General features: G+C 62.5%; 16 protein-coding genes. 2 read left to right on the top strand and 14 right to left on the bottom strand.

Going from position 1 to position 16655, the window contains the following annotated elements; all coding sequences use genetic code 11:
* Positions 1-136: 136 nt before the first annotated feature.
* The 10 genes from ACTM86_RS03475 to ACTM86_RS03430 form a co-directional block, all read right to left on the bottom strand.
* Positions 137-1543 carry a polysaccharide deacetylase family protein gene (locus ACTM86_RS03475; RefSeq protein ID WP_441015320.1) on the bottom strand — a complete coding sequence of 469 codons (1407 nt, stop codon included), beginning with the start codon at positions 1541-1543 and terminating at the stop codon, positions 137-139.
* 72 nt (positions 1544-1615) lie between these two features.
* Entirely contained in the window at positions 1616-2371 is a 756-nt protein-coding gene (locus tag ACTM86_RS03470) for a PRC-barrel domain containing protein (protein WP_441015318.1), read from the bottom strand.
* The gene (locus ACTM86_RS03465) at positions 2371-2760 is read right to left on the bottom strand and encodes a YtxH domain-containing protein (RefSeq protein WP_154516595.1); all 390 of its coding nucleotides are present in this window, start codon (positions 2758-2760) and stop codon (positions 2371-2373) included. The genes ACTM86_RS03470 and ACTM86_RS03465 overlap by 1 nt, the downstream gene beginning before the upstream one ends.
* 136 nt (positions 2761-2896) lie before the next feature.
* Positions 2897-3724: a cyanophycin synthetase family protein gene (locus ACTM86_RS03460; protein ID WP_427727246.1), complete on the bottom strand. Its 828-nt coding sequence runs from the start codon at positions 3722-3724 to the stop codon at positions 2897-2899.
* A 24-nt stretch (positions 3725-3748) separates the two neighbouring features.
* Positions 3749-5122 carry a hemolysin family protein gene (locus tag ACTM86_RS03455; RefSeq protein ID WP_441015316.1) on the bottom strand — a complete coding sequence of 458 codons (1374 nt, stop codon included), beginning with the start codon at positions 5120-5122 and terminating at the stop codon, positions 3749-3751.
* A 114-nt stretch (positions 5123-5236) separates the two neighbouring features.
* Positions 5237-5920: a PAQR family membrane homeostasis protein TrhA gene (trhA, locus tag ACTM86_RS03450; RefSeq protein ID WP_441015314.1), complete on the bottom strand. Its 684-nt coding sequence runs from the start codon at positions 5918-5920 to the stop codon at positions 5237-5239.
* 383 nt (positions 5921-6303) lie between these two features.
* The gene (locus ACTM86_RS03445; protein ID WP_441015312.1) at positions 6304-7509 is read right to left on the bottom strand and encodes a DUF362 domain-containing protein; all 1206 of its coding nucleotides are present in this window, start codon (positions 7507-7509) and stop codon (positions 6304-6306) included.
* Between the two features lie 346 nt (positions 7510-7855).
* Positions 7856-9061 (bottom strand): ABC transporter permease, encoded by a 1206-nt coding sequence (locus ACTM86_RS03440; RefSeq protein WP_441015310.1) that lies wholly within the window; start codon positions 9059-9061, stop codon positions 7856-7858.
* The gene (locus ACTM86_RS03435; RefSeq protein ID WP_441015308.1) at positions 9048-10235 is read right to left on the bottom strand and encodes an ABC transporter permease; all 1188 of its coding nucleotides are present in this window, start codon (positions 10233-10235) and stop codon (positions 9048-9050) included. The genes ACTM86_RS03440 and ACTM86_RS03435 overlap by 14 nt, the downstream gene beginning before the upstream one ends.
* Positions 10236-10244: 9 nt before the next feature.
* Positions 10245-11183, bottom strand: coding sequence for an ATP-binding cassette domain-containing protein (locus tag ACTM86_RS03430; protein ID WP_441015306.1), 939 nt, complete (start codon positions 11181-11183; stop codon positions 10245-10247).
* Between the two features lie 166 nt (positions 11184-11349).
* On the opposite strand from ACTM86_RS03430, the gene ACTM86_RS03425 reads away from it, so the two are divergent.
* Together ACTM86_RS03425 and ACTM86_RS03420 are read left to right on the top strand one after the other, a co-directional pair.
* Positions 11350-12495 carry a sensor histidine kinase gene (locus ACTM86_RS03425; RefSeq protein WP_441015304.1) on the top strand — a complete coding sequence of 382 codons (1146 nt, stop codon included), beginning with the start codon at positions 11350-11352 and terminating at the stop codon, positions 12493-12495.
* Complete coding sequence (locus ACTM86_RS03420; protein ID WP_441015302.1) at positions 12492-13121, top strand: response regulator; 630 nt, start codon at positions 12492-12494, stop codon at positions 13119-13121. The genes ACTM86_RS03425 and ACTM86_RS03420 overlap by 4 nt, the downstream gene beginning before the upstream one ends.
* A gap of 787 nt (positions 13122-13908) precedes the next feature.
* Here ACTM86_RS03420 and ACTM86_RS03415 read toward each other — a convergent pair.
* From ACTM86_RS03415 to ACTM86_RS03400, 4 genes are read right to left on the bottom strand one after another with little or no spacing between them, the layout of a single operon-like run.
* Positions 13909-14250, bottom strand: coding sequence for a 4Fe-4S dicluster domain-containing protein (locus tag ACTM86_RS03415; RefSeq protein WP_441015300.1), 342 nt, complete (start codon positions 14248-14250; stop codon positions 13909-13911).
* A 7-nt stretch (positions 14251-14257) separates the two neighbouring features.
* Positions 14258-15346 (bottom strand): hydrogenase large subunit, encoded by a 1089-nt coding sequence (locus ACTM86_RS03410; protein ID WP_441015298.1) that lies wholly within the window; start codon positions 15344-15346, stop codon positions 14258-14260.
* Positions 15347-15351: 5 nt separating this feature from the next.
* On the bottom strand, positions 15352-16062 hold the full coding sequence (locus tag ACTM86_RS03405; protein WP_441015296.1) for an NADH-quinone oxidoreductase subunit C: 711 nt from the start codon (positions 16060-16062) through the stop codon (positions 15352-15354).
* A complete protein-coding gene (locus tag ACTM86_RS03400; protein WP_154516632.1) occupies positions 16062-16655 on the bottom strand; it encodes an NADH-quinone oxidoreductase subunit B family protein in 594 nt (197 codons plus the stop codon). The genes ACTM86_RS03405 and ACTM86_RS03400 overlap by 1 nt, the downstream gene beginning before the upstream one ends.

The following is a 16655-nucleotide window of genomic DNA, read 5'->3' as shown; positions in this document are numbered from 1 at the left end:
TTCTCTTGACCCTTGTTATCCGCAGTAACTATAGCATCAGCATCGCGCCGTGACGCCAAATTTATGCTCCAAACATCGCAGGCATATCAAACGCTGACGCATCCGTGACATAGTCGTTTAAGAACGTCCCCCGTGACTAGTCTGTGGTGTCGTTATCTTCGGCGAGCTGGGGAAACACGGCGTTCTTGGGCATGGAAGTCTTCGTTAGCGAGGTGAGTTTTTTGCTCAGCGACGTATCCGTCTTAACCAAATCGCTCAGCGTCACGATCTTGTAGCCCTTGGCGACAAGGCCATCGATGATCTGCGGCAGCGCTTCGAGCGTCTGTTCGGAGCACTCGTCGCTATCGGTGAACAAAACAATGTTGCCCGGAGTCACCGATTCGAGCACTGTCGAAACCTGTTCGTCGGCGCCGTTGAGCAGCCAGTCGCCCGAATCGATATTCCACGAGACCACGGCAGACACCAGGTCCATCGCATCGATCCAGTTTTGCTCGTCAAACGCGGCGTAGGGAGCACGCAGCAACATCGTCTCGACGCCGGTCGCCGACTTAATCGCCTCGGTGCCCTTCGTGATCTGCTTGCGCACCGCCTCGCGATCCTTGCCCTTGAGCGAATCATCGCTGTAGCTGTTGGAGCCGATCTCGCATCCGGCATCGACAATCGCTTTGGCAGTAGCGGGCGAGGCTTCCGCAGCATCGCCCGAAAGGAAGAACGTCGCCGTGACGCCCTTTTCCTTGAGCACCTGCAAGACCTGCTTGGTCGCGCCGCTCGGACCCTCGTCAAATGTCAGGGCCACGTACTTTTCGTTGCCCTTGGGCGCTACGCTCGCGCACTCGACTACACAGTCGGTGGCGGGCACGACCTCGCCGCGGTCCTGCGTCTTGCCCGACTGCTCGCCGACCCATACCTCGGAGCGGCCCTGAACGCCCCAGGTTTTAACGTATTCGATAGCGCCCGTGCCCTCGACCTTCAACTTGGGCTCAATGGTCGTGACCTGGACCTCGTGCTTCTCGTACGTGTCGCGGCCGTCTTTGACCGTCACTTTCTCGCCGCCCGTTAGCTCGCGGCTATTCCACTTGCCCTGCTTCACCCGTTTGCCGTCCACCTTCACCGACAGCTTTTCGCCGCCACGGCGGGTAAGCACGCTATCGTCGACAGCCAACAAGTCGCCGGCATCGTAGGTGTCGGTCAGGCCTTGATCATCGATAAGGTTCTGCAACGTGGAGCCCACGCGCACCGAAGCCTGCTCCCCATTGAGCACAATGTCCACGCTGCGATTGACATAGCCCACGACGGCAGCGATAAACAGCACGAGCGCACAGCCGACAGCGATGAGCGCATAGGGCAGGCGGGACGGTCGGCGCGGTGAGCGCCCGTTGCCGATGCGCGCGCTTCGATCGCTAAACCCACGGCTATGGTTGAGGTACATCGCGCCGGGTTTACGGCGACGTCGACGCTGACCGCTGGGCAGCTGCCCCAGGTCGCGTCGCGCCGTCGGACGCGCACCCGAGCGCCCGTTTAAGTTAGATCCGTTTTGGCGCATGTGCCCTCCCCCATAAACACAGCGAGCCGGAGCAACATGTCTCCGGCTCGCCTCCCATCATTTGGTACGTCGCTATTTGCTAGCTTTTGACGAGCCCCCGCTCGCCTTTTGATATTCGTCCTTAAAGGCCTTGAACATACCGCGCGTCTTGCCGAGCTGCTTGCCCAGTGCGCGACTGCCCTTGTCCACGGCGGCCGATCCCTTGTCATCGAGCACCTTGGCGCCCTTCTTGACCTTATCGCCCACCACGACACTGGCCTCGGCAGCCTTGGCGGCCGCGCCACCCGAATACCCGAGCAACTTGACCTCGTCCGAGACAATCATCGCGCCGTTCTCGTAGCCGCGCAGCATCGTCGGCGGCATCTGTGTGTCGCCCACCAGCACACTCGAGGCAGTGCCGGCGGTCACGTAGAACGTCTGCACGATACCCGAACGCGGCTTGAACTCAACGTCCGAGCAGTAGCCCACGACATCGCCCGATTCCGTGCGCACGTCCATGCCAACCCAGATGATGCAGTCGTCCAGGTTGATATCGAGGCGCTTGGCCGCGGCGGCATCGTAGGTGCCCTTGACGTCGTCGACCGCGACAGCACCCTCATAGACGCCGATGGCATCGAGCGCCACAAATCGATCGGGGCGCTCGATCATGCCCGCGATATCGGACTGGCGAACCATAAAGCCCACCACGCGCGTACCGCCCGGGGTAAAGACCGGAAAGTGAATCTTGCCGAGCTTTTTGGGGCTGCGCGGCGTGCCGTCCTTTTTGGTGCGCTTGTCTTCGGCAGGCTTACGATAAACCTTGACGCCGACAAAATCCCCTGCGCGCATTATGCCTCGGTCGAGGGCTCCGTGGCCTCGGTGTCGGCCTCAGTGACGTTCTCGACCACGACGTCGGCAGCGGGCGTCACGTTGCCGCCCGAGATGGCGTCGTTGAGCTGCTCGCGAAGCTGGTCCATGCGCTCGCGGGCCAGGTCGACCTTGGCGCGCAGGTCATCGGTCTTGGCGTCGACCATCGGACCAAAGTCGTTGACCGCGGCACGAGCCTCCTCGGCACCGTGCTCGTAGGTGTCGCGCATGTTGTCCCAGGCATCGTTGGCGATATCGGCGGCCATGGCACGGGTCTCGGCACCCGAGCGCGGGGCCAGAGCAACGCCGATGATAGCGCCGGCGGCAGCGCCAAAGAGCGCACCGGAAACAAAGCTGAAAGTCTTTCCCATGATCATTCCTCTCCTGCGGGCACCTCAATGCCCACCGTTTGAATGCTGTCCATTATACCCGCAGCGCAACACTTGCCGTCGCGCTCATCTGCGTACGGTAAAAGCGCAGGTACATGATGGTGATAAGCGAGTGAGCCTACTCCTGCGGCATGGCAGGCATGGCCACCGTGGCCGCCGGGTCCTCGCCGGCGCCATCAACGAGCGGAAGCGCACCTTCCTGTGCGGGACCTGCCGGAACCGTCGCCGCGCCACCGTAGACGGCAGCGGGGGCCTCGTGGCTCTCGGCGGTCGCGCCCTCGGTATCGATTGCCTCCTGCGGCTCATCGTCAAAGCTCGGGACACCCTGGGGCTCCGCGGGCTCGGACTCGACAGCTTCCTCAGCAGCTGCCTCGACGCCGGGTTCGGAATCGGCAGGAGCCTCGCCTTCGGCCCCGTCCTCGGCGTTTGCGGCGGCGATGGCCTCGTGCGGATCCTTGCCCTCGGCCTCGGCGCGCATACCCAGCACCAGGTTGCGCAGGCCCGCGACCGTGCCCTCCACGTCAGGGGCAGGCTGGTCGGCGTGCAGATAAGCCCAGTCCATCATAAAGGTCGCCGAAGACAGCGCGCCGATGGCCAGCGCGTCATCGGGGCATGAAAGCTCAACCTCAAAGACACGCTCATCGTGCTCGCTTACGCGGGTACGGCCGCACGAAATGCTGCCGGCGAGACCGGTCTCGTTCATGAGCTCCACTGTCACGTGCTCCAGCAGATGGCAAAGCTCGGTCTGGCCCATGCAGTCCTGGAATTCACGACCGGAATCGCCTAGGCACAGGTGCTTGGCAATCGCGGGCACCAGGTAATACACGCGCGCCGTGGCCTCGATGTCCTCCGAGGTCATGAGCGGCATGCCGGGGTTCACCAGCACATGCGCGCAGATCTTGTCCTCGCTGACGGTGACCTTAAGGATGTTGAACAGGCCTGCCATAACTCTCCCCTACTCTTCCTTGCCCTACTCGTCGCCGTCGTGCGGGACCGCAGAGCCCGCGCCCGGCGTCGCCGGCTTATCTGCCGAGGACTCGGAATCCTTCTTATCGGTTTCGGCCGGAGCGATCACGCGAATAAGCGAGATGCGCTGGCCACGCATCGACTGCACCTTGAACTTGTACCCTGCAACCTCAAACACCTCTCCGATGTCGGGCACCGAGTCGCAAAGTTCCAAAATCCAGCCGGCGATGGTCTCATAATCATCGCTTTCCTCGAGCGGCCAACCAAGCTCAATCGCATCATCGCACGAAAAACGCCCATCGACGAGCCACTCACGGCGCGAAAGACGCGTGAGGTACTTGTTGTCGGGGTCGAACTCGTCCTCGATCTCGCCCACGATCTCCTCGACGATGTCCTCGATGGTAATGATGCCAGCCGTGCCGCCGTACTCGTCCACGACCACCACGATCTGGTCGTGCGAAGTCTGCATCTCGGACAGCAGCGGCAGGATGTCCTTGGTGTCGGGCACAAAGGTGGCGTCGCGCAAATAACCGGCGATGGGCTGGTCGCCCTCGCCGTCGAGCGAGGGCTGAATCAGGTCCTTGATGTGCGCGATGCCCGCCACGTTGTCGGGATCTTCGTGATAGACGGGGATGCGGCTAAAGCCGGTCTGGCGCATAGTGGACAGCACGTCGGCGACCGTCTCGTCGTCCTCGCACATAGTGGTGTCCACGCGCGGCACCATAACCTCGCGGGCAACGGTATCGCCCAGGTCGAAGATCTCGTGGATCATACGCTTTTCCTCGTCGAGCAGGTCGTCCTGCTCCGAGACCATGTACTTAATCTCTTCCTCCGAGACGTTTTGGCGATCGTCGGCGCTCTTGATGCGCAGGATGCGGGCCAGACCATCGGAGCAAGCACCAGTCAGCCACACGAGCGGACGGGCGATCTTTTGGAAAAACGACAGCGGCCCCACGACCTGCTTGGACACGCCTTCGGCATTGGCCAGACCAATGCGCTTGGGCACAAGCTCGCCAATCACGATGGACACGAAGGCGACCGCAACGGTGATGATGACCGGCGCCAGTCCGCGCGCGATGGCAGAGAGCGGCGCGATGCCAAAGCTCATGAGCCACGTGGCGAGCGGGTCGGACAAGCTCGTCGAGGCGACGGCGGACGAGGCAAAGCCCACGAGCGTGATGGCGACCTGGATGGTGGCGAGCAGCTGGTCGGAGTCGGCGGCCAGCTTAACGGCGCGCTCGGCGCGTTTGTCGCCTTCCTCGGCCTCGTGCTCCAGCACGGCGCGCTTTGCCGTGGTGAGCGCCATCTCGGACATAGAGAAGTAGCCGTTGATGAGGGTCAAAACGAGGGTGGTGATAAGGGAGATGGTTATGTCCATCGGGAGTTTCTCGAACCTCCAAGATTCGGGACGTTAGGTAGTAAGCGTAGATAACGGATAGGGCAGTTGCGTCCGGCGGCCGCTTGGATGGGTCCGCAGGCACAGACGTGATCGCTAGATTACGAAGAGGATCACCGCCATGAACTGGAAGATACTGCCGGCGAGCACCCACAAGTGAAACACACTGTGCAGGTAGCGCACGTTTTTAGCGATGTAGAACGGCACGCCCACGGTGTAGCACACGCCGCCGACAGCGAGCAGGGCAAGTGCCACGGGGTTGAGCAGCGACACGAGCTCGGGCAGCTTAAAGACGACGAGCCAGCCCATCAGCAGGTAAACCAGGCCGCTTACCCAGTGCGGTTGACGCTCGCGCATAAAGCACTCGAGGGCGATGCCGATAATGGCGATGGCCCATACGGCAAAGAACAGCATAGGGCCGCCGTCGTTTGCGAGCGTGATGAGGCAAAACGGCGTATAGCTGCCGGCTATGAGCAGGTAGATGCAACTGTGGTCGATGATGCGAAACACGCGCTTGGCGCGTGCGGGCTGAATCGCGTGGTAGAGCGTAGAGGCTAGGTATTCGAGGATAATACTGACGCCATAGACAATCGCCGCGGCCATGTGAGCCGGGCCTCCGCCGCGAAGAGCGGCAAATACGATCAGGAGCACCAGGCCCGCGATGCCCAGCAGGCAACCGACACCATGGGTGACGGAGTTCATGATCTCCTCACCCACCGTGTAGTGTGGAACGGCCGCGGCCTTGGGTCGCGGCTTGGAACTGTCGCTCGAATCGGACATGCCGGTTACATCCTCCAAGTAAATAGTTCTCAACACTATATCAAAGCGTCTGGGTACGTGCGAAATTTGCACCATACGTGACCCCTTGTTTACCCATTCTTTTCTTGTTGACGCATCAACGGCGAACAATCATGGTTGATTACAGCGCTGGAGGACCGTTTTGGCTCCCGCCTTCGGAAGTATGCGGCAAAATCTGGAACTGCCGACCAGACCGCAGTTTTACCAACAATTTATCAGGGGTTTTGTTGCCAAAAACGCCTTGTGGTCGGCGGTATTCGACTTTTCCCCGCACTTCCGGAAAGCCGCCCGCGAGCGCTGTACTCGCGAGCGGCTTTTGCTCGAATTACGCCACAAAGGCGCTTATATTGTCCAATAGCTAGGCGCTATTTGACCTCGATAAGCTCGTACTTACTCGTGCCCAGGCCGATCTTCTCGGCGTGCGCGATGCACGCGCGCCAGTCGGTGTCGGGATGCGTGATGCAGAAGGGGTCACGCGCCTGCTCGCCCTCCAGATGCTCGTGGTTATGCTCCATCTTGGCCGCGCTATCGGTGAGCTCGGTGTTGGGCAGTGGCTCGGACGCCATGACGGCATCGGCACAGGCCTGGTCGATGGCGACCGGGTCGAAGCTCGCGAACATGCCGATATCGTTGACGATAGGCGTATCGTTTTCGGGATGGCAATCACAGTTGGGGCTGATATCCATGGCAAGCGAGATGTGGAAGCTCGGGCGGCCGTCGACGACGGCCTTGGTGTACTCGGCGATCTTGCAGTTGAGCACGTCGGCCGCGGCGTCATAGACGGGCTTGATGGCGTCCTGGTTGCACACGCCGATGCAGCGTCCGCAGCCCACGCAGCGATCGTGGTCGATGGCGGCCACGTGCACCGTACGAGTAGCGCCGCTGGCAAGCTCGCGCTCGCGGGTGTCGTCGAACGAGATAGCGTTGTGCGCGCAGATCTTTTCGCAGGCACGGCAGCCAATGCAGTGCTCGGTCGCGACGTTCGGCTTGCCGGCGGCATGCTGCTCCATCTTGCCGGCACGGCTGCCGCCTCCCATGCCCAGGTTCTTCATGGCGCCGCCAAAACCGGCCTGCTCATGGCCCTTAAAGTGGGTGAGGCTGATCACGATATCGGCATCCATGAGTGCCTGACCGATCTTGGCCTCGTGCACGTACTCTCCGCCCTCGACCGGGACGAGCGCCTCGTCGGTACCCTTGAGACCGTCGGCGATGATGATCTGGCAACCCGTGGCATACGGGGTAAAGCCGTTCTGATAAGCGGTATCGATGTGCTCGAGCGCGTTTTTGCGGCTACCGACATAGAGCGTGTTGCAGTCGGTGAGGAAGGGCTTGCCACCCAGCTCCTTCACGACATCCGCGACGGCGCGGGCGTAGTTGGGGCGCAAAAAGCTCAGGTTGCCCAGCTCGCCAAAGTGAATCTTGATAGCGACGAACTTGTTCTCAAAGTCGATCTGCTCAATACCGGCGCGGCGGATGAGGCGCTTGAGTTTGTCGAGCTGGCTCTCGCGAGCATGCGTGCGCAGGTTGGTGAAGTACACCTTAGCGGGTGCTGCGGGTGAAGTTGCGGTCATAGATCTATCCCCTCGGTCTATATGGCGTTACAGACATAGAGGATGGTACCCGTTAAAGCGGGGTCAAAGTCAAGTACGGCGCCTAGTCATTGGGGGCAGACTTATTGGGGACAGACTTAAATGACTGAAACCACTCATTGGGGACGGACTTAAATGAGTGCCTCGCCACCTGGCAGCTAGGGACGTTCCTTTCCTGCCGGCAGCTGGGGACAGTCCTTGGCAACCCTGCCGGCGAGCCGGCGAATCGGCAAAGGCTGTCCCCGATGACTAGTCGTTTAAGTCTGTCCCCAATGACCACTCTTGGTCGTTTAAGTCTGTCCCCAATGAGCACCCAATGACTAGGTAGCTAGGCGTGGGATTTGGCGCGTGCGAGGGCTAGGCCTACGGCGGCGATGGCCGCGGCAAAGAGCACCGTGACGCCCAGATCGCAGGCGATGTCTCCCAGCACGGCGGACGTCAGGTCCGACGAGAGCGCCTTGCCGATTGCGTCGTTCACCCAAAACGTCGGTACAAAGTGCGCCACCGTCTGCACGGCCGGGCCCATCAGCGACAGCGGCATCCAGGCGCCGCCCAAAAACGTCATGAGCATGCCGAGCAGGTTACCCACACCGTTGAGCAGCTCCTCGCGCGCGCCCAGGCTCGACAACGCAAAGCCAACGGCCAGCGGCGTGCACGCCAGGGCAAACGTTGCCGCCAGCGCTAGGCACACACGACTCGCGCCGACCTCGGCGACCGCGCCGGCAAAGCCCACGACGCCCATCATGCTCGACACAAACCAGATGCAGACGGCGAGCACGGCGGCGGCCGCAAACACGGCAAGGGAGCGCTGGCGCTCGGAGATTGGGCCGGCCTCCATGCGGCGCACGCGCTCGGGCTTGTTCATGCCCGAGAACACCAGCCCCACCGATACGATGACCGACGAGATAATCGCGTACGTGCCAAAGTTGAAGTACGACTCAAGCGTGGCGGCGGCTGTCGAGTCGACCTTGACCTGCTCAATCTCGACCTCCGCGCGCTTGGCGGCGGCATGCTCGGCGGCCTTGGCGACGTCACCGTCGGAGGCAGTAGGATCAAGTGCGGCCGCAGCGCCCGCGAGCGAGATCCAGCGCGAGGCCTCGGCAGACGAGAGCGCCGCCGCCATGGTGCCGGCACCGTAGGTCACATCGAGCTTGGGCAGGGACTCCCCCGCTCGGGCGGCTGCAACGAGGTCGTCCTCAAACCCTTCCGTGATAAAGAACACGCAGTCGGCGCTGCCCTTGGCGCTGTTGCTCTTGGAGAGCGCGTCCGCAAGGTCGTAGGTGTCCTCGCCGATACCCGTGACCAGATCAAAGCGCGAGCCCAGGTGCTTGGTAAGCGCACGCGAAAGGTCGCTGTCGTCGCGGTCGACCACGATCACGTTGGTGTCGTAGGGCTCGTACTCGGTGAGCTGCGACGAGTTCCAGCTCACCGATGCCGCGATGAATACGCCCATGAGCGAGATGAACACCGTATAGATGAGCAGGTAGAACGGGTGCGCCAGCGCCATGCGAAGCGCAGTCTTAAAGGTGCTCATAGCGGCTCCTTCCAAAGATCAGCGTGGCGACGGCAACGAACAGCAACGCCATAAGGGCCAGCGCGCCAGCGCGAACGGCAAAGGGGCCCAGGTCCTCAAAGAAATACAGGCGGTTGAACATGTCGCAGATGAGCTTGACGGGATTGAGCCAACTCTCGGCCGGGCAGGCGCGGGCGACGTCGTCGGCAAGCGCCATCGCCGGCTCGCCATAAAGCCCGGCGAACAGGGCACACGTGGTGGCAAAGCCCGTGAGGATGCCCGACTTGGACGCCTTGCCGCCCTTAACGGGAAGCGTGCCCACAAAAAGGCCCAGACCCGTGGCGGCAAGCGCGGACACGGCGCCGCCCACCAGGCAGAGCCCCTCGCGCCCGCCAAAGTCGACCCCCACGACCAGGCGCACGTAGCCGATCGCGATCGCCATCGAGGCAAAGGAGACCAACCACGCGCCCACAAAGATGCCGGCCAGCGATGCCGTCTTGGAAAGACCGCCCACGCAGCGACGAGCGCCAAGGCCCGACAGATTGGGCTGCAGGTCGACGACGCTCAAGGCGGCAAACTCGGCAGACATCATCGCGACCAGGCCAAAGAGCGCGTAGTAGTAGATGACCGTGCCATCGGGCGTGGCACGCGTCAGGCTCACACGGCGGGTTCCGCCCTCAAGCGACAGGGCGCGCGCAACCACCTCCGGGTCGGCGAGCGCCGCCGGGTTGTCCTGGGCAATCTGGCGCATGAGCTCGGCATTTTGCGTATACGAGCTTGCCACCGTCTCCAGGATGCTGCGGTCGGTGAGCACCGACGTCGCACGCGAGCTGTCATAGCTCGAAAGCAACGTGAGTTTGGGCGTGCCCGCGGCATCGACCGTATAGATGCCCGCGACCTCGCCGGCTTTAAGCGCACGGCTCGCATCGACTGCGTCGTCGCACTCGTGGATCTCGAGCAGTTGGTCGTCGCCTTCCTTGGCAAGCGACGTCGCCACGTCCTTAAAGGTCGAGGCGCCCCAGGCCTCATCCGCCACGACGGCCACCGGCACCGGGTCGACCGTGCCGTCGGAGCTCAGATTCGCAAACATAAACATGAACATCGTGGAAAGCGCGACGGGAAAGATCGCGCCCCAAACCCACGTGCTCGGCCGGCGCAACAGCGTCTTGACCGTAATGATAATGGTGTTGAACATGGCCGCCCCCTAGTCGCGCAGCTTGCGGCCGGTGATCTCGAGGAACACGTCGTTGAGGGTCGGCGGCTCGCTCCACACGCGGCCGAGCGCCACGTCGGCAGTGCGCAGCGTGTCGAGGATGTCAACCAGGTTGTGCGGGCTCGCTTCGCAGGTGCAAACGAGCTCGCCGCCGGAAAGCTCAACCGAAAGCACGTGCTCGAGGGCGCGCAGTCGCTCGACCGTGGCGAGCTCGACGGCGCCGACCTCGACGGTCACGCGCTCACCCATCTGAATCATGCGCTTGAGCTCGTCGTTGGTGCCCTGCGCCAGCACGCGCCCGCCGTCCATGATCATGATGCGGCTGCAGATCTGCTCGACTTCCTCCATGTAATGGCTGGTATACACCACCGTGGCGCCTTCGTCGCGCAGGCGGCAGATGCCCTCCAGGATGGCATTGCGGCTCTGCGGGTCGACGGCCACCGTGGGTTCGTCGAAGAAGATGAGCTCGGGCTTGTGCGCGATGCCGCAGGCGATGTTGAGGCGACGCGCCAGACCGCCCGAGAGCTTGCCGGGGCGAAACTTGGCAAAATCGCCCAGGCCGACAAAGTCGATGGCCTCGTCGACCAGCTCGCGACGGCGTTTGCGGTCGTTGACGTAAAGGCTGCAGAAATAGTCGATGTTCTCGCGCACCGTGAGCTCGTCGAACACCGCCACCTGCTGCGGCACCACGCCGATGCGGCGCTTGAGGTCGTAGCGGGTGGGCGTCATGGGCTCGCCGAACAACTCGATGGTGCCTTTGTCGTAGGCGAGCAGCTGCAGAATGCAGTTGATGGACGTAGTCTTGCCCGAGCCGTTAGGGCCCAGCAGGCCAAAGATCTCGCCGGGGGCGATGTTCAGGTTAAAGTGGTCGAGCGCGATAAGATCGTCGTAGCGCTTGACGAGGTTTTCGACGTGGACGATGTCTGTCATGAGGTGGCCCTTCTGTTGATTTCGGCCCGGTACGATTGCATCATCGCAGGTGCGGGCGGCGCGCACCAGTGAGCTTTGTCACGAGTGCGGCGGGGGCGGGCGGGAGGAATGTCACGGTTGCGGCACCCGAGCAATCGTCGCGCGCACCATCGCGTACAATACCCGTATGAACAGGCTATTCGACAAATCGATCATGCTGGCGTGCTGTATCGCGGCCGCTCTGGGCCTTGCTGTGGATGCTTGCTTGGTCGCGGCGTTTTGTCTTGGCGTCGCAGTCGCCTCGCTTACGGAAATTGCGCAAGGCGAACGTGCCCGCCGCGCCGGTGAGGCCGCGAGCTACGCTTACATTATGGTGGCCGTCTTTGTGCCGCCGTTTGTGCCGTTTGCGCCCCTCGCCCTCTATGACATCGCGCGATACGTGCGCCGTGAGCACGCCTGGGTCGCGCTGGGCGCCGGCGCCATCTTTGTCTGCGCACTCGTCGCATATGCCCACGCCGGCGCGCTTCCCACCCGTGCGCTGCTGTTGACCGCCATCCTTTCAGTCGCCGCCACCTTGCTGTCTCTGCGCACCGCTCAGCTGGAGCGCGAGCAGGAGCGCATGCGTCGTACCCGCGACGAGCTGCAGGAGCGAGCCCTCGCGCTCGAGGCGCGCAACCGCGACCTTGCCGACCGCCAGGACTACGAGGTCGAGCTCGCAACGCTCGCCGAGCGCGCCCGCATCGCACGCGAGATCCACGATAACGTGGGGCACCAGCTCACGCGCGCCTCGCTGCAAACCGAGGCCCTACGCGTGGTCCACGCCAACGAGCCCGGCGTCGCCGCCGACTTCGCTGACGTCAAGCGCACCGTGGACGAAGCGCTTCAGCTCGTGCGCTCGAGCGTCCACGCGCTCAACGACAACGCGGCGAATCTCTCCGTACAGCTCGAGCGCATCGTGGAGGGCGCGCGCTCAGATGGCGGGCCGCAGATTGAACTTGAGGTTTTGGCCGAGCATGCGCCCGCAAATGTCGCCAACTGCTTTACGGCGGTCCTGCGCGAGGCGCTCTCCAACACCATGCGCCACGCTTGCGCCCAGACCGTCACCGTACGATGCATGGAGCATCCGTCGTTTTACCAGCTCATCGTTACCGACGATGGCGCGGGCGGGGTCCAAGCAAGCAGCCGCGGCACCGCAGAGGGCATGGGGCTCGGCTCCATGCGCGAGCGCGTCGAGGCGCTTGGCGGCACCTTCACCGCCGGCCCGCGCGCCGGCGCCGGCGGCTGGCGCGTGTTTGCCACCGTTCCCAAACAGCAAGGAGATGAGGGCCGATGAGGCTCATCGTTGTCGACGACGACCGCTTGGTGGTCGATTCGCTCAAGATAATCCTGGGCGCCCAGCCGCAGATCGAGGTGGTGGGTACCGGCGCCAACGGCAACGACGCAGTGGCTCTTTATGCCGAACACGCACCCGATATCGCGCTGCTCGACATTCAGATGCCGGGGCGCGACGGGCTTTCGGCGGCCCGCGAGATCCTTGAGCACGACCCTGCAGCGCGGGTGGTGTTTCTGACGACATTCTCGGATGACGAGTACATTGTGTCGGCGCTCAAACTGGGCGCCCGCGGCTACCTGATCAAAACCGATGTCGCCGCCATTCCGCCGGCGTTGGCCCAGGTCATGGACGGCAAACGCGTGCTCGAGGGCAAGGCAATCGAGGATGTCGACTTTGATGGGGCGGGCGTCGAGGTGGGCACGACCCGCCGGCCCGCGGCCTTCGTCAGCCTGACCGACCGCGAGTTCGAAGTCGCCGAGCTCATCGCCCGCGGACTCGATAACAAGGAGATTGCCGCCACCGCCTATATGGGCGAAGGCACCGTGCGAAACCACATCAGCTCAATCCTGGCCAAAATGGGCCTGCGCAACCGCACGCAGATCGCCATCGCCTACCTGCGAGGGTAGTTGCCCGAAGACCGACCGCCCCGACATAACAAAATGTCTGCTACCGGTTTAATGCCATTTCAAAACGATGCCGGTTTACTACGATGAATCGCCCACCTTCGACCACAGCAAATTGCGAGCTTGCAAAACCGCAGATAGAACGCTTGCAACATTTAGAAAAATGCAGTCATGGTCGGGGATGTCGAATTTATCGTAGTAAACCGACATAGTTTTGTTCGGGCGCCCCTGCACGAATGCCTCCGCAAGCCTCGCAGGACCAAAGTGATCCGTTTTCTTCCGCCCGCGGAGATCGGCTGACGGCGCCCGCCACGAAATCGGCCCATCTACTACGTTTAGTCCTGCACCCCCGACCATAACCGCGTTTCATGAAAAACCACAGGAGTTTTACCTGCGGTTTTTATTTCGCATTATTTGCCATGGTTGAGGGCGACGGCTTAAACGTAGTAGATAGGCCCATTTCGTGGCAGACGGGTCACGAGGCGGCCCTCGCAAGGTCAAAATGGTCCGTTTTCCTCCGTCCACGGGAGATCAAAGGCTGTTACGGATATGGTGCCATTTCAAAACCATGCCGGATTACGGAGCTAAAGTCGAGACCCTCATCCATACCTTCATTTTTTGGAAAACGGTAGGCTGTCTACCTGCGGTTTTGTTTTTGCAATTATCTGCATGGTCGGAGGTTCGCTATCCAGCCCCGTAAACCGGCATAGTTTTGTTAGCGGCAGCCTAACCGCGCGTTCACGCGCGGGGCCGGCGGGGCATTTTTGCCCCACCGGCCCCTATTCCAGCGCTATTCCTGCTTGGTTTCTACCGTGGGAGTCTTGTTCGCCGCAACCGGAGTACGGGCGGTGTCCATAGTCAGGCAGTGCTTGGGGCAGCTCTCGATGCACTCGCCGCACACCACGCAGGCGTACGGATCGATCGACCAGGTACCACCCTTGCGATCGACCGCAAGCGCGCCTGCTGGGCAGCGACGCGCGCACATGCCGCAGCAGATGCACGCGTCCATATCGTTGACGATATGCCCGCGCAGGCGCTCGGGCGCCGCCAGCTTCTCCTGCGGATAGCACACCGTGACCGGCTGCTTGACCATAGAGCCCAAGGCCGTCTTGGCAAATGTCATCAAACTCATGCCGCGCCTACCTTTCCGTGCAACTAATGCAGGGGTCGATGGTCAGGATAATCATGGGCACGTTGGCAATGAGCACGCCCTGCAGTGCATGCGTCAGGCCCGCCAGGTTTTGCGACGTCGGCGTGCGCACGCGGAAACGGTCCAAATTCTTGGTGCCGTTACCGCGCACATAGTAGTACGCCTCGCCGCGCGGTTGCTCAATCATAACCTCGCCGCGTGCGCCATCGGCCGGCGTAAGCTTGGTGCGCCCGCCGATGCCGTCGTGCGGAATCTTGCCCACAAGCTCCTTAATGATGTCCATGGCCTGCGTGACCTCGGCACAGCGCACCTGGCAGCGGGCATAGCAGTCGCCATCGGTGGCAACGATGGGCTCAAACGCAGCCAGGTCCGCATAGGCACCGTCGCCAAACATGCGCACGTCGTAGTCCACGCCCGAGGCGCGCCCAAACGGACCGACCATCGACAGGTCCAGCGCGTCTTTCTTGCTGATCACGCCCACGCCATGCAGGCGCTCGCCGCAGCTGTTGTCGTCCAAAAACGTATGCACCAGGGCCTCGTAGTCGGGGCGCATGGCATCGAGCGTCTGGACAATGCCCGCCAGCTCGGAGTCCTCAATGTCATGCTTAAGGCCGCCGATCTCGTTAATCGACAGAATCACGCGACCGCCACACGTGCTCTCAAAGATCTTGAGAATCTGCTCGCGCAGGGTCCACGAACGATAGAACAGCGCCTCGAAGCCAAAGGCATCGGCGAGCAGGCCCAGCCACAGCAGGTGCGAGTGAATGCGCGAAAGCTCGTGCAAAATGGTACGGATATACTGCACGCGGCCAGGCACCTCGATATCGAGCATGCGCTCGCAGGCGCTGGCATAGCCGCAGCTGTGACCCACGGCGCAAATGCCGCAGATGCGCTCGGCGATGTAGCCAAACTGGTGCATGTCACGCTTTTCGGTGAGCTTCTCGAGTCCGCGGTGCACAAAGCCGATCTGAGGAATAGCCTCGATAACGCGGTCGTCCTCGAGCACCAGGTCCAGGTGAAGCGGCTCGGGCAGCACCGGGTGCTGCGGGCCAAACGGAATAACGGAGCGATGTGCCATGGACCTTACGCCTCCTTTTTCTGCTTATCGCGGGCGGCTTTGGCGGCAAGCGCCGCGCGAACCTTGGCCGCTTTCTCGGGATCCATGGCGGCGAGCTTTGCCTCCATCTCGACAGCCTTGAGCGCGGCCTTGGCGGCAGCCTCGTCATGCTGAGCATCGGAGCCGGCAGCCGCAGCGGGCTGAGCGACGGCAGCGCCCGCAGCATCGCCAGCGCCCTCCCCCGCAGCGGCCGCGGCAGCGGCGGCCTTCTCGGCCGCGGCCTTGCGCGCCTTGGCCTCGGCGGCGGCACGGACCTTCATGGCCTTCTCGCGCGCAGCCTTAACCTCGGGCGTGATGACGCTCATGGGCTCGGCAGTCGAGACCTGGTAGAAAAAGCCCTTAAAGTCAATCTGCATGTCGGTAATGGCAAGCCCAAACAGGTCGTGTGCCTCATTTTCAAACGGGAACACCGCAGGGTAGTACGAGCTGATGGACGGAATCTCCTGGTACTGGTCGATGCCCTCGACTACCAGGTTCTCAATCGCATAACTGCCGTCCTGCGCGATCTGCTCCTGGGCAGCACGAACGTTGATGAACGTATAGACCAAGCGATACGTGCCGTCGTCCACATTGCGCTCGGCGTGCATCTGTACAAAGCGGGCACCGGAACCCTTGAGCGCCTGGACATGCGACAGCAGTGCATCGAGCTCGACGGTGGTATAGATTGCCTTTTGCATTACTCGGCCCCCCTTGCAGCGGCGGACGCGGCGGGCGTCCCAGCAGGTGCGTCGCCAGCGGCGGGCGCGTCGCCGGCCTCAGCCGGGGCCACAAATCCGTCCTCGCCCAGCTCAACACCACCATCCCAGGTAGCGGCACCGCCCACGGTAAGCGGGTCGCCGCCGGCGCGCATCACGGCCTCCTTCTGGTCCAGGATGCCGCACGCCTCCACGATGGCGTCGATCACCGTCTCGGGGCGAATGGCGCATCCGGGCGCGTACACGTCCACGGGAATTGCGCGGTCCACGCCACCGATCACGTTGTACGCATCGCGGAACACGCCGCCCGAGCACGCGCAGATGCCGCACGCCACCACGCACTTGGGCTCGAGCATCTGGTTGTAGATCTGGCGCACGACGGGCAAGTTCTGGGCGTTGACCGACCCCGTCACCAAAAAGATGTCCGCATGTTTGGGGTTGCCGGTGTTGACCACGCCAAAGCGCTCCGCATCGAACAGCGGCGTGAGCGAGGCCAGCACCTCGATATCGCATCCGTTGCAGCTCGAGCCGTCGTAATGAATAACCCACGGCGAGCGCGACATTTTATGATCCAT

The sequence above is a fragment of the Collinsella sp. HCP3S3_E11 genome (assembly GCF_052067375.1).
Taxonomy (GTDB): domain Bacteria; phylum Actinomycetota; class Coriobacteriia; order Coriobacteriales; family Coriobacteriaceae; genus Collinsella.
This window is presented reverse-complemented; position numbering and strand designations above follow the sequence as displayed.

Bases quoted from the DNA above. Each gene is read 5' to 3' on its own strand.
- ACTM86_RS03475 (WP_441015320.1), bottom strand. From the start codon at position 1,543: ATGCGCCAAAACGGATCTAACTTAAACGGGCGCTCGGGTGCGCGTCCG.
- ACTM86_RS03470 (WP_441015318.1), bottom strand. From the start codon at position 2,371: ATGCGCGCAGGGGATTTTGTCGGCGTCAAGGTTTATCGTAAGCCTGCC.
- ACTM86_RS03465 (WP_154516595.1), bottom strand. From the start codon at position 2,760: ATGGGAAAGACTTTCAGCTTTGTTTCCGGTGCGCTCTTTGGCGCTGCC.
- ACTM86_RS03460 (WP_427727246.1), bottom strand. From the start codon at position 3,724: ATGGCAGGCCTGTTCAACATCCTTAAGGTCACCGTCAGCGAGGACAAG.
- ACTM86_RS03455 (WP_441015316.1), bottom strand. From the start codon at position 5,122: ATGGACATAACCATCTCCCTTATCACCACCCTCGTTTTGACCCTCATC.
- trhA (WP_441015314.1), bottom strand. From the start codon at position 5,920: ATGTCCGATTCGAGCGACAGTTCCAAGCCGCGACCCAAGGCCGCGGCC.
- ACTM86_RS03445 (WP_441015312.1), bottom strand. From the start codon at position 7,509: ATGACCGCAACTTCACCCGCAGCACCCGCTAAGGTGTACTTCACCAAC.
- ACTM86_RS03440 (WP_441015310.1), bottom strand. From the start codon at position 9,061: ATGAGCACCTTTAAGACTGCGCTTCGCATGGCGCTGGCGCACCCGTTC.
- ACTM86_RS03435 (WP_441015308.1), bottom strand. From the start codon at position 10,235: ATGTTCAACACCATTATCATTACGGTCAAGACGCTGTTGCGCCGGCCG.
- ACTM86_RS03430 (WP_441015306.1), bottom strand. From the start codon at position 11,183: ATGACAGACATCGTCCACGTCGAAAACCTCGTCAAGCGCTACGACGAT.
- ACTM86_RS03425 (WP_441015304.1), top strand. From the start codon at position 11,350: ATGAACAGGCTATTCGACAAATCGATCATGCTGGCGTGCTGTATCGCG.
- ACTM86_RS03420 (WP_441015302.1), top strand. From the start codon at position 12,492: ATGAGGCTCATCGTTGTCGACGACGACCGCTTGGTGGTCGATTCGCTC.
- ACTM86_RS03415 (WP_441015300.1), bottom strand. From the start codon at position 14,250: ATGAGTTTGATGACATTTGCCAAGACGGCCTTGGGCTCTATGGTCAAG.
- ACTM86_RS03410 (WP_441015298.1), bottom strand. From the start codon at position 15,346: ATGGCACATCGCTCCGTTATTCCGTTTGGCCCGCAGCACCCGGTGCTG.
- ACTM86_RS03405 (WP_441015296.1), bottom strand. From the start codon at position 16,062: ATGCAAAAGGCAATCTATACCACCGTCGAGCTCGATGCACTGCTGTCG.
- ACTM86_RS03400 (WP_154516632.1), bottom strand. From the start codon at position 16,655: ATGGATCATAAAATGTCGCGCTCGCCGTGGGTTATTCATTACGACGGC.